This is a genomic window from Cardinium endosymbiont of Culicoides punctatus, from assembly GCF_004354815.1.
GTDB lineage: Bacteria > Bacteroidota > Bacteroidia > Cytophagales > Amoebophilaceae > Cardinium.
Genome location: NZ_QWJI01000014.1, coordinates 1 through 15,448, shown reverse-complemented (window position 1 = coordinate 15,448; position 15,448 = coordinate 1). Strand labels below are relative to the sequence as shown.

At 33.8% G+C, this 15,448-nt stretch carries 11 protein-coding genes and 1 tRNA gene; 6 read left to right on the top strand and 6 right to left on the bottom strand.

The window, feature by feature from the left end:
- Window positions 1-83: 83 nt before the first annotated feature.
- The 5 genes from gatC (at window position 84) to CCPUN_RS02770 (ending at window position 4,880) form a co-directional block, all read left to right on the top strand.
- Window positions 84-380 carry an Asp-tRNA(Asn)/Glu-tRNA(Gln) amidotransferase subunit GatC gene (gene gatC / locus CCPUN_RS02790; protein ID WP_133282065.1) on the top strand — a complete coding sequence of 99 codons (297 nt, stop codon included), beginning with the start codon at window positions 84-86 and terminating at the stop codon, window positions 378-380.
- 29 nt (window positions 381-409) lie between these two features.
- On the top strand, window positions 410-1,471 hold the full coding sequence (locus CCPUN_RS02785; RefSeq protein WP_133282064.1) for a lysylphosphatidylglycerol synthase transmembrane domain-containing protein: 1,062 nt from the start codon (window positions 410-412) through the stop codon (window positions 1,469-1,471).
- 214 nt (window positions 1,472-1,685) lie between these two features.
- Window positions 1,686-1,772: transfer RNA gene (locus CCPUN_RS02780), tRNA-Ser, on the top strand.
- A gap of 64 nt (window positions 1,773-1,836) precedes the next feature.
- Window positions 1,837-2,991 carry a radical SAM family heme chaperone HemW gene (gene hemW, locus CCPUN_RS02775; protein WP_240034343.1) on the top strand — a complete coding sequence of 385 codons (1,155 nt, stop codon included), beginning with the start codon at window positions 1,837-1,839 and terminating at the stop codon, window positions 2,989-2,991.
- A gap of 44 nt (window positions 2,992-3,035) precedes the next feature.
- The gene (locus CCPUN_RS02770; protein WP_133282063.1) at window positions 3,036-4,880 is read left to right on the top strand and encodes an ABC transporter ATP-binding protein; all 1,845 of its coding nucleotides are present in this window, start codon (window positions 3,036-3,038) and stop codon (window positions 4,878-4,880) included.
- Between the two features lie 32 nt (window positions 4,881-4,912).
- On the opposite strand, the gene CCPUN_RS02765 is transcribed toward CCPUN_RS02770, so the two are convergent.
- The 6 genes from CCPUN_RS02765 to ndk form a co-directional block, all read right to left on the bottom strand.
- Entirely contained in the window at window positions 4,913-6,781 is a 1,869-nt protein-coding gene (locus CCPUN_RS02765) for a DNA topoisomerase IV subunit B (protein ID WP_133282062.1), read from the bottom strand.
- Between the two features lie 31 nt (window positions 6,782-6,812).
- Window positions 6,813-7,454, bottom strand: coding sequence for a DUF5683 domain-containing protein (locus CCPUN_RS02760; RefSeq protein WP_133282061.1), 642 nt, complete (start codon window positions 7,452-7,454; stop codon window positions 6,813-6,815).
- Window positions 7,455-7,486: 32 nt separating this feature from the next.
- Window positions 7,487-8,386, bottom strand: coding sequence for a ParB/RepB/Spo0J family partition protein (locus CCPUN_RS02755; RefSeq protein ID WP_133282060.1), 900 nt, complete (start codon window positions 8,384-8,386; stop codon window positions 7,487-7,489).
- Window positions 8,387-8,414: 28 nt separating this feature from the next.
- Complete coding sequence (locus CCPUN_RS02750) at window positions 8,415-9,188, bottom strand: ParA family protein (protein ID WP_133282059.1); 774 nt, start codon at window positions 9,186-9,188, stop codon at window positions 8,415-8,417.
- Window positions 9,189-9,727: 539 nt separating this feature from the next.
- Window positions 9,728-11,584 (bottom strand): tRNA uridine-5-carboxymethylaminomethyl(34) synthesis enzyme MnmG, encoded by a 1,857-nt coding sequence (mnmG, locus tag CCPUN_RS02745; protein WP_133282058.1) that lies wholly within the window; start codon window positions 11,582-11,584, stop codon window positions 9,728-9,730.
- Between the two features lie 319 nt (window positions 11,585-11,903).
- Window positions 11,904-12,368: a nucleoside-diphosphate kinase gene (gene ndk, locus CCPUN_RS02740; protein ID WP_204594645.1), complete on the bottom strand. Its 465-nt coding sequence runs from the start codon at window positions 12,366-12,368 to the stop codon at window positions 11,904-11,906.
- Window positions 12,369-13,175: 807 nt separating this feature from the next.
- Between ndk and CCPUN_RS02735 the strand changes: the two genes are divergently transcribed.
- The coding region (locus CCPUN_RS02735) for a sodium:solute symporter family protein (RefSeq protein ID WP_133282057.1) at window positions 13,176-15,448 on the top strand (2,273 nt) is incomplete at its 3' end.

The following is a 15,448-nucleotide window of genomic DNA, read 5'->3' as shown; positions in this document are numbered from 1 at the left end:
TTAATGATTGAAAATTCGTCTTATATTTGCTTTTGTGTGCATCACTGTTGTACATCTGGCTTTATTTTTATAAATCTCTCATTATGATAATTGACAACGACTCTTTAGACAAATTAGCTTACCTGTCTCGTCTGGAATTTCATGAACATGAAAAGGAAGCAATGCTTCATGACTTAAATGAAATGGTAGATTGGGTAGAACAATTGGATGAACTAGTTTTTGAAGATCAAGACTTAGGTTTAGATCAATTTACACTATTATTACAAGCTAATGAACTTCGACAGGATCTAGCAATGAACGCTATTACTCATGAACGGGCATTAGCACTTGCACCTAGTGGGGACACAAATTACTTCAGAGTCCCTTCCGTAAAAGGATAAATCATATACTTAATTAAAAGAGAACTAAATTGAATAATCAAATTGAAACAAATGCTCAAGAAGCACTTCAAACACTTAATATAAAAAAAGTGTGGCTTCCCATATTATTTGGGTTAGCTATTACTGTATTTTTATTTTACAGATCTGGTAAAATATCTAAAGAGACCATTTCCCTATTGAAGGATCCTAATTGGAAATATATATGTATGGCTTTATGCTCGATTATATTACGAGAAATAGGACACATCTGCAGACTCCGTTTTTTAAGCGATAGTACGCTAAGTTGGACAAGTTGCTTTTATATTGCCATTCTTTGGGAATTTGCCTCTGCTGTGACCCCATCAGTAGTAGGAGGAGGCATTGTTGCTATTTTTCTTTTTTCTAAGGAAGGACTCAGTTTAGGTAAGTCTCTATCCTATGTTATTGTAAATGGAATAATGGATAATTTCTTTTTTCTACTAGCTGGTTTTCATGCTTTTTTAGGTGGATATGAAACCTTATTTGCAATGACAAATGACTTAGCCACTAGTGTAAAAGCCATTTTCTTTACAAATTATTTTATTCTTGCTATTTATACATCTATTATATCCATTGGTGTTTTTATCAATCCATTATTCTTAAAGTGGATTTTGATGCGTGTAACTAGTATCACGCTTTTTAAAAGATGGCGACGATCTGCATATGAGCTTAGTAAAGATATTATTACGACTTCGAACGAATTTAGAGGTAAGCATATTTTTTTCTGGTTCAGAATATTACTATGTACCATTCTCACATGGGGTGTTCGGTATGCTTTCTTAAACTGCTTAATTGCAGCTTACAGTCCTATTACTTTCATAGAACACTTTTCTATGTTTGGAAAACAGATTATTATGTGGGCGATTATGTTAATTCCTATATCCCCAGGAGGAAGTGGAATTGCAGAGGTATTATTTCAACAATTTTTTGAGACAACATTAGGCGACTATACCCTCGTAATAGCTGTTTTATGGCGTATGTGTACGTTTTATATTTATCTAACTTTAGGCATTCTTTTTCTTCCTAGATGGATTCATAGGGTATTTACAAAAAAAGAGTCTCCCAAATCGTAACTATCCAGGTGCCTTTTTTAGATTTTAAAAAAATCATTGATTATTCATCAAGCATATCTTCACCAAACCTATAGATAAGCAAATGTATTACCAAAATTTTTATTGTATTATTGCCTTAACAAAAAACTTAAATTTTTTGTTAAGTTTTTTGGGTATACCAGCTCTTTTATATAAATTAGTGGCTGTAGACTTCTTATATTTTCAGAATGTTTTTGGAGGGTTGGCAGAGTGGTTGAATGCAACGGTCTTGAAAACCGTCATATCGTCATTGGTATCGGGGGTTCGAATCCCTCACCCTCTACAATGATATCCATGCATAGCATTTAATTGGCCTTGGAGTATCTTTCTTTACTTATGCATCTACCTTGATTACAACATTAGAAAAATCTAACACAGGGATATACCTGCATATTCCATTCTGCAAGCAAGCTTGTCATTATTGCAATTTTCACTTTAGTACAAACTTTCAACTAAAATCATTAGTAATAGAAAGCATATGTAGAGAACTAGTATTACGCCAAAATTATTTAGGCAATGTTCCCATTACCAGTATCTATTTCGGTGGGGGTACCCCATCTGTACTCACACTCCTAGAAATAGAAAAATTATTAAATCACATTTTCAAATATTTTTCTATTACCAAAGATATAGAAATAACACTAGAAGGAAATCCAGACGACCTGACACTTGAAAAACTACAAGGATTTAGGCATATAGGCATCAATAGATTGAGCATTGGCATACAGTCTTTTAATGACCATACCCTACGTTATATGAATAGAGCTCATACTGCTACTTTAGCAAGACAAAGTATAATATGGGCTAGAAAAGCTCAATTCAACAATCTAAATATAGATCTTATCTATGCTACCACTGGTACAACAACACGCGATTGGCAAAATGATCTAACAGAAGCACTGTTACTAGAACCAGAACATATTTCAGCATATTGCTTAACTATTGAACCCAAAACGGTTTTTGGACATTGGTATAAACAGGGAAAAATAACTGAAATTTCTGAAGAAATAGCTGCAGAGCAATTTGAACTAGCTATAGACATCCTTAATAAAAAAGGGTATATCCACTATGAAATTTCTAATTTCTGTCAACCAGAAAAATTTTCCAGACACAATATAAACTACTGGAAATCAGGAGCCTATTTAGGCATAGGACCGGGTGCACATGGATACAATGGCATAAAAAGGTATTGGAATATTTCTAATAATCCAATATATATAAAATCCATACAGAAAGGGGAGCTCCCGCATACAGAAGAAACACTGACCATAACAAACCATATTAATGAATACATTATGACAAGCATTAGAACCTATTGGGGATGTGATTTTGAATGGATGCATAAGCAATATGGAGTTGACTTAATGGCTCAAAAAAGGAATTTTATACAACATATTACACAAAAAGAGCTTGCTTATTTAACTCATAGTAAACTTTATTTAACAAATAGTGGTAAATTGCTTGCGGACAAAATAGCTAGTGAGCTTTTTATAGATAACTGATCTTTTTTGTTTTGAAAACGAATTGATTGTAACATCTGTTTTTAATGAACATTTATTCCAGAATTTTAGGTTACGTAGGGCCTTTAAAAAAACTTGCTTTCTATTATTTCATTGCTATATTCTTTTCTATCTTTTTTGGATTAACTACATATGGATTAGTGATTCCTCTGCTTAAGATTCTATTTAACCAAGAAGAATTGAACCACATGCTGTCTCAGCAACAACCACTCCCACAATGGCATATAAGCATTCATTACTTTACAAAAGTATTTAATTTTGTATTTATAAAAACGATCGAAAATTATGGAAAAAAATCAGCGCTCTACTTATTGTCCTCTTTATTTACGCTTTCTACCTTTATCAGTGGTCTCTTTAGATATATTGCTGATATTACCATGACAAAAGTACGCATCAATGTAGTCTATAATTTACGATTGGCACTTTTTAACAAAACATTAACCCTTCCTTTGCAACACTTTACGGATAAGAAGAAAGGTGATTTAATGGCAAGAATTACAACGGATATTCAGGAAATAGAACATGCCGTAGCAGACACACTTCGTGTATTTCTTAAAGAACCGACTCAACTTTTTTGCTATATTTCTGTCCTCTTTTACATGGCACCTAAACTGAGTCTATTCACACTATTACTGCTACCTATTATTGGATGGGTAATAACCACAATTATAAAAAGATTACGCAAATGGGCAAATCGAACCCAACAGTCACTAGGCAATTTAATGAGTCTAATTGAGGAAACATTAGAAGGAGTACGTATTATAAAAGTCTTTGGTGCACAGCAATACATTGTGGATAAATTCAAAAAAGAAAGTCAAGCATATGCTTTTACCAACATGTCAGTAGCAAGAAAAGAGCATATGACTGCCCCTATATCGGAATCTCTAAGTGTTGTTGCTGTTTCTACTATACTTGCGTATGGTGGTACGTTAATCCTTTTGGAACAAAGCCCCCTTACAGCTAGTGCATTTATTGCCTACATTATCATTTGCTCTCAGACACTGATACCTATTAAGATGATTTCAAGATCTATTGGACACATTCAACGAGGTATTGCTGCTGGAAGTCGGATTTTCAGTTTATTAGATGAAGAATCAAAACATCAACAAAAACTTACAGGGGTAAAGCATGTAAATTTTGAACATGAAATAGTTTTTAAAAATGTTTCATTCTCTTACAGTAATGAAGAAAATAACGTTTTACACCAAATACATTTAACCATCAAAAAAGGAGAGACGATAGCAATAGTAGGTGCTTCTGGTTCAGGGAAGTCCACACTTTTATCACTTTTATCTGGTTTATATAGGCCAACATCGGGTGAAATTGAGATAGACAATATGCCTTTACCACAGATAAGTACAACATCTTTACACCACTTAATGGGTGTTGTTACCCAAGAATCCATTTTATTTCATGATACTGTCTTTAACAACATTGCTTTTAACAGGCCAACATATAGCAAAGAAAAGGTTATTGAAGCTGCTAAGGTAGCTTTTGCTCATAATTTTATCATGGGGTTACCACAAGGGTATGACACAATTATTGGAGCACATGGCAATAAGCTTTCAGGTGGTCAAAAACAATGCATTTGCATCGCGAGAGCGATATTAAGTAACCCACCTATCTTAGTTTTAGATGAAGCTACTTCAGCTCTAGATACAGCTTCTGAACAAAACGTACAAACAGGACTAAAATCATTAATTCAAAATAAGACTTCTATTATAGTATCCCACAGGCTAAGTACCATTTGCCAAGCAGATAAAATTTTTGTGTTAGAACAAGGCCACCTTGTTGAACAAGGTTCTCATAGCAGTTTACTTCAACAGGGTGGGATTTATAAAAAAATATTCTCTCTACAAAAGCATATGTAGCATTATTTTTGATTTATAATGTACTGAAAAAATTAGTCCAGTATATGTTGGTCAGAGAGGCTCTCCTCTATTATAAGATTATCAATAATAAAACTTTGCCTTTCTGGTGTGTTTTTGCCCATATAAAACGCTAATAATGCTTGAAGGGTGGCACTGGTTGATAAGGTTACGGGAGATAGACGCATACCTTCACCTATAAAATTGGAAAACTCATCGGGAGATATTTCTCCTAAACCCTTAAATCGTGTAACTTCAAATTGTGAACCAAGTGACTGTATCGCTTTTTCTTTCTCTTTTTCATTATAGCAATAATGTGTAATTTTTTTATTCCGAACTCGAAAAAGTGGTGTTTCCAGTATATGCAGATGCTGATTATGAACCAATTCAGGGAAAAATTGCAAAAAATAGGTCAGTATGAGTAATCGAATATGCATACCATCAACATCGGCATCCGTAGCGATTACAATTTTGTTGTAACGGAGCCCATCGGGCCCATTTGTAATATTCAAAGCATGCTGGAGAAGATTCAGTTCTTCATTTTCATAAACTAATTTTTTAGATTGCCCAAAACAGTTTAAAGGTTTGCCCCGTAATGAAAAAACTGCCTGTGTTGCAACATTACGTGATTTGGTTATAGAGCCACTGGCAGAATTCCCTTCTGTAATAAAAATAGTGCTATCCAACTTTTTAGGATGTTTAGAATTGTAGTGAATATGGCAGTCTCTTAATTTTTTGTTGTGGAGATTTGCTTTTTTTGTTTTTTCACTAACTAGTTTCTTTATACCAGCTATTTCTTTACGTTCACGTTCAGACTGTAAAATTCGTTTTTGTAAGGCTTCTACGACTATCGTATGTTTATGCAAATAGTTGTCTAGTTCTCTTTTGATGAAATCAATTATAAAACTACGAATACTCGGACCTTCAGGTCCCATCTGCTGTGACCCTAGCTTGGTTTTAGTTTGTGACTCAAAAATAGGATCTTGAACCTTAATAGCAAGCGCGGCTACTAGTCCTCCACGAATATCGCTTGAGTCAAAATCTTTCTTATAAAATTCTCGTACTGTTTTTACAACAGCTTCCTTAAATGAATTTAAATGTACTCCACCCTGAGCAGTGAATTGCCCATTGACAAAAGTATAATAAATCTCATTACCAGCGTTTTGATGATGGGTTAAACATAGTTCAATATCCTTATCTTTTAGATGGATAATAGGATAAGAGAGTGACTCAATATCTGTTTTCGTGTGTAAAAGATCTAAAAGTCCATTACGGGAGCGGTACTTTTTGCCATTCAAAACAAAAATCAACCCTGTATTTAAAAAGGTATAGTTGGCTATTTGTTCTTCTATAAAGTGAAGAATAAATGAGTATTGTTTAAATATAGTCCGATCTGGAATAAATACAATATGTGTCCCATTTGGTTCAGTAGTTTCCTTAATTTCTTCTTCTGATGCCATGACTCCTGCAGAAAAAATGGCTGACTTGGTTAATCCATCACGAAAAGATTGAACTTTAAAATATTCTGAAAGTGCATTAACAGCCTTGATACCTACCCCATTTAGCCCTACAGACTTTTGAAATGCCTTACTATCGTATTTGCCCCCTGTATTTATTTTAGCTACACAATCTATTACTTTGCCCAATGGAATTCCTCTCCCAAAATCTCTCACAGAAATTTCATGGTCAGACACGGTTATTTCAACTTGCTTTCCATAGCCCATAACAAACTCATCTATACTATTATCAATAACTTCTTTGATTAATATATAAATGCCATCATCTGAAGCGGAACCATCACCTAGCTTACCGATATACATACCAGGACGGAATCGAAGGTGTTCTTGCCAAGCTAAGGAACGAATATTTTCTTCTGTATAATGATGATGAGCATGTGTATTCATAGCGTTTTGAGAAGCGTCTAGACTTAATTTATTAGAAATAAACAGGCAAAGAAAAACAAACCATTGCAGCATCAGCAGCTGGTTGACTAGAACTTGTTTTTATTTCAGGATCTATTCCAATATCATCTGTAAAATTAACCATTTTATCGTGAGCACCTGCATAAGCATCAAATACATTTAATAGATACCAAGCAGCTGCAATCATAATGAATAAGTTGCGGGTACGTTTACAATCATTAATACGTTTTTGTGTATAGGGAACTAGAGGCAAAGTTTGTATTTTTTTTTGGTCGTTATTACTACTAGTTACAAGCAACGTACGTTTATGGGAATTCATTTCTTGATGTTCTGCATGTATCCTGTAGCCAAGCATTGCAAATCCTAAGTAAATACAAGGGACTTTCCAATAATGTTTGTTGTACACTTGTCCTAAACCAGGTATAACCATAGAAGAGATCCAAGAACGTTGGACCATAGCATTCATCTGCATGGTCTTACGTTGCAATGTTTCTTCATCTGACTTATCTGGCGTTGTAATACTTAGCATACTAAGCCTAGGAGCGTATGATTGTGTTTCACTAAGTAGTTTTCTTTTAGTAGTACATAATAAAGATTCATTAGAGGTAGAAGCTATACTTAAATCCAAAAAAAGCATACTTCCAATGAATGTCATAAAAAAGATATACAGTTTATTCATGTTTGTGGTTACTTGGAAAGGATGGAAACAATTCTTTGTAGTTCTTCTTCTGAACCAAATGAAATCTTAATTTCCCCTTGGCCCTGTTTTTGGGCATCTGTTTTGATCACTATTTTTGTATTAAATTGTTGTTCCAATTGCATAGTAGTGTTTTTCAGTGTGGTCTTAAAAGATGAATGTAGGGGTATGTTTTGAACAGCCTTCTTAGAATGGGTTGTAGATAGATTTTGTACCAATTTCTCTACTTCCCTTACTGAAATGCCTAATTCAATGATTTTTTTCAGTAAACTCAATTGAGCTGCTGGTGTGTTTAGATTAATAAGTGCTCTTGCATGGCCCATAGAAATTTTTTGATCTCTCAAGGCAATTTGTATATCAGGTGGTAGTTTCAGTAAACGGAGATAATTATTTACAGTGGTCCTATCCTTTCCCACACGTTGTGCAAGTTCTTCTTGGGTTAACTTACATTCAGTTAATAAACGTTGGTAGCTAAGGGCAATTTCAATGGCATTTAGAGATTCACGTTGAATATTTTCAATCAGTGCAATTTCTAACATTTGCTGGTCATCTGTAGTCCGTACATAAGCTGGTAATTCTACCAAGCCTGCTAATTTAGCAGCACGCAAACGACGTTCTCCAGCTACTAATTGATACGTACCATTGTCCAATTTACGAACAGTGAGAGGCTGTATAATACCATGAATCTTTATAGATTCACTTAACTCATGTAATGCTTTTTCACAAAAGTCTTGACGAGGTTGAAAGGGATTAATTTCAATTAATTCCGTACTAATAAATTCAAAAGAGTCTCTCTTATTGTATGAATGTATTGGTGTATGAGAATCCTGAAGTAAGGCGCTTAACCCCCTACCTAATACACTTTTGTGGTTCCCTTTTTTTGGTTGCATAGCTTCCAATTGGATAATGGGGTAAAAGTTAAACTACTGTTTTCTTTCTACTAATAATTTCTTCAGCAAGATTAAGATAGCTAATAGCACCTTTACTTTCTGCATCATAAGTTATTGCGGGCATACCAAAACTGGGTGCTTCACTTAGTTTGATATTTCTTGGAATAATTGTTTCAAAAACCATGTTTTGGAAATGTTTTTTGACCTCTGCCACAATTTGATTGGCTAAACGTAACCGTGCATCATACATTGTCATCAATATCCCTTCTATTTCAAGATTAGGATTTAGTCGGGACTGTATAATTTTTGTGGTATTCAATAATTTACCTAATCCTTCTAATGCAAAATATTCACACTGAACGGGTATGATTAAAGAATCTGCAGCAGTAAGGGCATTAATAGTTATTAGACCTAATGAAGGGGCACAATCAATTATGACATAGTCATAAATTGGAAGTATAGACTTAAGAGATTCTTTGATACGCCCCTCTCTATTTTTAAAATTTACCATTTCTACTTCAGCACCAACTAAATTAATATGAGAGGGCAAAAGATCTAAATTTGAGATACTGGTTTCTTTAATAAGGGACTTAGGACCCACAGCATCTACAATACATTCATAAATACTATATTCTACATCTTCTGGTTTTACGCCAATCCCGGATGTGCCATTTGCTTGTGGATCAACATCAATAAGAAGGGTTTTCTTTTCTAACACAGCAAGGCTAGCGGCCAGGTTTATAGCAGTAGTAGTTTTACCAACTCCACCTTTTTGATTTACAATCGCTATAATCTTTCCCATACATATTGCGATTTATTTCGCATAAAGTTTTATACTTAATTATATTAATATACCTTATTAACTGCCTACCAAAATATCTTTTATCTGTCTTTATATAACTTATAAGAAAATATAATAAAAAATCACTAATAATCAGACAATAAACAAAATAACACAAATCACATCCAGAAAAATATATACGTTATCTTTTTTCTTGGTGGTTTATATTACCCAAATAATACTGACTTACATATCCCCCTATTTGGCAAAATAAAAAAAAAAGACCAATATATCAAAGGTATTTGCCTATATATGGTCTAATATATTTTGCTTACAATTAGTATGAGATGGCAAAGACACTCATTATTTTTTGCTCTTTACACCCCTACATTAACTCCTGCAGTTTATTATATTAACATATCTCTTAGCAAAAAGTAAGGATCTACATGGTTGCTACAATAAAGGAATGCTTACACTAACCTCATGTTGGTGATATATATATCTTTCCTAATAGTGTAAGCATGGTATTTTCAAGCACGGAGTATCTTTTTGCTGTTTGTTTATCGTCCTAAATACACCATTAATATAGAGATGTCGGATGGGCTTACTCCACTAATGCGAGCAGCTTGACCTAAAGTAGCAGGCTTCCTTTTCTGCAACTTCTCACGTCCCTCTGCAGAAAGTGACTTCAACAAAGTATAGTCAAAATCAAATGGGATTTTATAATGCTCTAATCTTTCTGCTTTTTCTACAAGCTCTTTTTCTTTAATAGAATAGCTTTCATATTTAATTTGAATTTCAACTTGCTGTAGTATTTCTTGTGTATAAGCAGTTAATATCCCTTTATGATCTAAGTCTATAAGATCATGAAGATTTAGTTCAGGTCTTTTGAGTAGTGTATAAGCAGATTGTGTTTCTGTAATTAAACATGTACCTGCAGCTTCGAGTTTTGTATTAATTTCACATGTCTTAATTTTCCATTTTTTCAAGAAGCCTAAAATAGATGCTATATATTCTTTTTTTTGACATATTTTTTGGAAACGCTCATCTTCAGCCAAACCTATAGAATGCCCTAATTCTGTTAAGCGGAGGTCAGCATTATCCTGTCTGAGTAAAATTCTAAATTCTGCACGTGAAGTAAACATTCTGTAAGGCTCTTCTGTCCCCTTATTTACTAAATCATCTATTAATACACCGATATAGGCATCTGATCTTTTTAATATGATTGGATGCAATGCATTAATTTTTCTATAGGCATTAATACCTGCCATTAGACCTTGACAGGCAGCCTCCTCATACCCAGTAGTGCCATTAATTTGGCCAGCAAAATATAGATTTTGAATCAATTGTGTTTCCAATGTATGATTTAGTTGTGTAGGAGGGAAATAATCGTATTCAATAGCATAACCAGGACATAGCATTTCTACATTTTCAAATCCAACGATCAATCGTAACATTTTAAGTTGAACATCATATGGCAATGAGGTTGACAATCCATTGACATAAATCTGAGTAGTATGCCAACCTTCTGGTTCTACAAAAATTTGATGCCGCTCTTTATCTGCAAATCTATATATTTTATCTTCTATAGAAGGGCAGTAACGAGGTCCTCGGGTCTGTATTTGCCCATTGTACATAGGAGAGCGTGATAGATTCTCGCGAATGATGTCATGGACTTTATTGTTGGTATAAGTGATATGACAACTTTTTTGTTTAGATAATGGTGTAGAATTGAAAAAGGAAAAAGTACTGGGCAAATCATCTCCAGGTTGTTCTTCCATTTTACTATAGTCTAACGTTCTCCCATCTATACGAGGGGGAGTTCCGGTCTTCATTCTACCTGTTTCAAAGCCCAGTTTTTGCAATTGTTCTGTTATCCCTGTAGCCGCTTTTTCCGTAGAACGCCCTCCGGAAGTCTTTTGTTCACCAATATGGATAAGTCCATTTAAAAAAGTTCCATTTGTTAGAATTACAGCCCTGCTCTCGATCTCTAGGCCTAAAGCTGTTTTAACACCAACCACAGTGCCTCCTTGTACAAGAAGAGCTGTAACCATATCTTGCAAAAAAAACAGATTAGGCAATGATTCAAGTGCCATTTTCCAATATTCCGAAAAAAGCCTTCTGTCATTTTGTGTTCGAGGGCTCCACATAGCAGGTCCTTTAGATGTATTAAGCATCCTAAACTGGATCGCAGATCGATCTGATACTATTCCAGAAAATCCCCCTAGGGCATCTATCTCTCGAACAAGTTGCCCTTTTGCAATGCCACCCATGGCAGGGTTGCAGGACATCTGGCCAATAGTATTCATGCTCATCGTAATGAGCAATACCTTAGCACCCATTTTAGAGGCGGCTACAGATGCTTCACAACCCGCATGCCCAGCACCAACTACAATAATATCATATTTAACCGGCATTTTTTAAAATGTTTCACGTGGAACAGATACCAAAGATCATAAAACAAAATGATCAACAACTTATAAAGTTACAAGCAATCATTACTTTATTTGGCATAAAGAACTTCGAATACAATATAGAAATATTATTTTGTTGCACGGGAATGAAACAACAAAATTTACTGATAATGTTAGGAAAAATCTCCAAAAAGGTGATCACAAACTTCTTTCGAAACTAACCTGAGGTCTTATATTTGTTGATGAGACTATAATAAAATGGAATTACATAATGTGTTTCGAAAGAAGTCTAAATACAACCCATCAGGTATCCCACAATAATTTATTTTATATAATTACTAGGGAAAAAGAAAGCTATTTCCTCAGCTGCTGTTTCATATCCATCTGATCCATGAATGGCATTTTCATCTATTGATCGTGCAAACATTTTTCTAATTGTTCCCTCTTCAGCATCTAACGGATTGGTTGTCCCCATTAACTTGCGAAAACTTGGAATTGCATTATCTTTCTCCAATACCATTACAACGATAGGGCCAGAAGCCATAAACAAACACAAATCTTTATAGAATGGACGATTTGCATGTACTTTATAAAAATCCTGAGCCTCTGTTTCTTTAAGATGGGTCATAGACATGGCTTTGATAGTAAAGCCCGCTTTTTCTATCATGGATATAATTGTTCCCACATGATGGGCCCTAACAGCATCTGGTTTAATTATCGAAAACGTTACTCTCCCTTGTATTATAGCCTGAATGAATGTATTATTTATAAATCTATTTTCTAGCATATGTAAAAAAATCTATCAAAATTAATTAAGAAGAAGTCTTCCCTATTATAATTCTTATTTCTTTATAACTACCCAGGTGCCTTTTTTAAATTTTATAAAAAAACTGATTGTTAAATATAAATATTTTTATCAATTTTAACATATTGGGAAATCTACTACCAAAATTTTTACCACGAATTTTATATTTTATTACAAATCAATTCCAAAGACAACAACCGTTGTATGCAGAGCACAGGGAACCCTGGGTAATTACATTTCTTTAGACAAAGTATTAAAAATATCGACAAACCTCACAAAAAAGTCTTTTTCTGAAGTGGCCCATATATCCAACAAATATAACACTTTTTATAGATACTACAAGGAAGCTTTCGTATGTAACAGATCAAATATATTGCTCAAGTATTTCACTTCCCAATTTCTTGATTGGATTACATAATATGTAAATTTCTGTTCAATGCATATCTATCGAAATGGTGGTTAAACATATGATGCTAAGCCAGCCAAGCAGATATAACGATTTATTTTATATTAATAATGAATGTTATAATTTCATTTTATTTGCATATGTTTTTACAATTACGCTGGTAAACGTATGTTGGATAAAAGTGCGAAAGTTTTGATATATTTAAACCATCATCTAAGCCACCAATTTTATATTTTAATAAATTTTAAAATAAAAACTTGATTTTGTTAAATAAGTTACCTATAATATCTTCTGCTAAGAAGTACTAAATATAAGGTGTCTAGAAAACAGTTGAAAATTAAAACATTTATATAACCTTTTTAACATTTAACACAAGATTTCCTATGATACTATCCAATCTTCCACTTATTATGGTAATAACCTTTTTGTTATTTACGTTGGCTACAGGGGTCTACTTTAGTAAAAAAACGACCAGCCTTAAAGAATATGCTGTAGGTCATAAAAATTTTTCCACAGCTACGTTGGTAGCTACGGTATTGGCTACAATTTTTGGAGGAGGAGGATTAATACGAACCGTACAACAAGTCCATAAGCAAGGCTTATATTGGATATTATTTTCGATAGTGGCAGGAGGAGGTATAGACTTTTGGATGATCAGTGTTCTTGCAAGACGTATGACATTATTTATGGGTCACCTTTCTATGGCAGAAAGTATTGGACGCATATATGGAAAAATACCAAGAGTTATTACTGCAATAGCTTGCATCATTACTGCTATTGCTACTATTGCTATTCAAATTAATGTAATAACATTGACCGTCGGTATGTGTACAGATATGGTTGATCCTAGAATTATAACTATTATTGCTACACTTATTCTTATTTTTTATTCTTCATTTGGAGGCATTCGTGCAGTAACTTATACAGATGCACTGCAATTTATAACCTTTTTAATAATTATTCCTGTATTAGCTTGGCTTATGTTCCAAAAAACGGGACAGTCAATGGGAGAGACGTTGACCTTTTTACAAACACAAGAAAAATTCCAATTTTCAAATGTAATTTATTGGAATACTAATTTAATCAATATAATTGCATTAATTTTAGCTGGCATGGTGTCTTATATAAAACCACCAACAATACAAAGGATCTATATGGCTTCTAGTACTATACAAGCTGAAAGGGTTTTTATGTATTCTAGTATACTGCGCTTATTTATAGTTATTTTCATAATCTTAGTGGGAGTAGCTGCTTTTGTTTCATTTCCAGACTCATCTATACAAGATGTTTGGGTATATATTATGGGTAACATACACCCCTTGTTTAGAGGGCTCATTTGTATGAGCCTACTTGCGCTTACCATGTCTACAGCTGATTCAGAGCTTAATACTTGTTCTGTTTTAATTGTCCATGATATTTTAAAAAGTATACGTAATAAACAAACAACTACTTCAAATGGGCTTGGACTTATTAGGCTTACTTCCCTAATTATAGGTTTATCTGCCATGATACTAACATTTTACTGTACAGATTTGCTAGAACTAATGCAACTGGTATTTGCTTGTTCTATACCAATCATTACAGCCCCCTTTATCTTAGCTGTTTTTAGCTTTCGAGGTACTTCCTCTACTGCCCTGATAGGTATGGTTACTGGGGCATTGACTATGATAGCATGGAAAATATGGGGTGAGCCAAAAACAGATATAGATGGTTCCTTTTTTTGTATGTTGGCTAATGGCATAGCCATGATGGTTGCACATTACTCACGTCCACAGCCAGAAGGTACAGGATGGATGAAAGAGGATGATGAAGCTAAACAAAAAAGACAGGCACAGGAAAGGAAAAAAAAGCGGATGCAAGAAGAAGAAAAACTCCGTAGTAAGTTAGAGAAACTTAAGCCTAATCATCAAAGTCTGTTGTTAATGGCCTTTTATATTGGAATTACCACGCTGTTTGCTCTCTTTATAATTGGAAAAGATCATTTTACAAATTGGTATGTACTTAGAGTAATAACGGCCCTCATCTTTTTTTGTTATGGTATGCATCAAAACAAGGGTGGCACCCGTTATATATCTGGAAAGTATTGGGTTATAGGACTGCTTTTTGCACTTTCTATGGACATTACTTTTCACTGGTTACATAGTACAAATCTTATTTTTACCTTATTTTTAGCTTTTGTTCACCTGGCTTTTACTGTATATATATTACCCTCTTATGTAAGCATACCTGCTATGGTGCTTAACGTTTCAATGCTTGCTTATGCTATCTTCCAGTTAGAAATAGAAGGAATCTTGCAAATAAGTGTCAAAAACATGCCATTGGTTTTAGTATTCGGTGTAGTTATGCTATTTATTATTTTTTACACTAAAAATCAAAATAATTTGTTAATTAAGCAGAATATTTATCTAAAGGACCAACAGAAAGCTCAAGAAGAACAGAAACTTAAAGAAATCGCATATGGATTGGATATAACGCAAAAAAGAGACAAAGATGTAATTGCAGAAAATGGGACCATTTTAGAAAATGTGGTCAGCAATGTAACCCAAGCTATATCCTTTTTACATAACAGCACTCCGTTATATAAAGAAGATTTTCAGAGTATAATAAATAAATTTACAGATTGGGCGCTATTCTTAAAAAGACATAGTAAATCAAA

Bases quoted from the DNA above. Each gene is read 5' to 3' on its own strand.
- gatC (WP_133282065.1), top strand. From the start codon at position 84: ATGATAATTGACAACGACTCTTTAGACAAATTAGCTTACCTGTCTCGT.
- CCPUN_RS02770 (WP_133282063.1), top strand. From the start codon at position 3,036: ATGAACATTTATTCCAGAATTTTAGGTTACGTAGGGCCTTTAAAAAAA.
- CCPUN_RS02765 (WP_133282062.1), bottom strand. From the start codon at position 6,781: ATGAATACACATGCTCATCATCATTATACAGAAGAAAATATTCGTTCC.
- CCPUN_RS02760 (WP_133282061.1), bottom strand. From the start codon at position 7,454: ATGACATTCATTGGAAGTATGCTTTTTTTGGATTTAAGTATAGCTTCT.
- CCPUN_RS02755 (WP_133282060.1), bottom strand. From the start codon at position 8,386: ATGCAACCAAAAAAAGGGAACCACAAAAGTGTATTAGGTAGGGGGTTA.
- CCPUN_RS02750 (WP_133282059.1), bottom strand. From the start codon at position 9,188: ATGGGAAAGATTATAGCGATTGTAAATCAAAAAGGTGGAGTTGGTAAA.
- mnmG (WP_133282058.1), bottom strand. From the start codon at position 11,584: ATGCCGGTTAAATATGATATTATTGTAGTTGGTGCTGGGCATGCGGGT.
- ndk (WP_204594645.1), bottom strand. From the start codon at position 12,368: ATGCTAGAAAATAGATTTATAAATAATACATTCATTCAGGCTATAATA.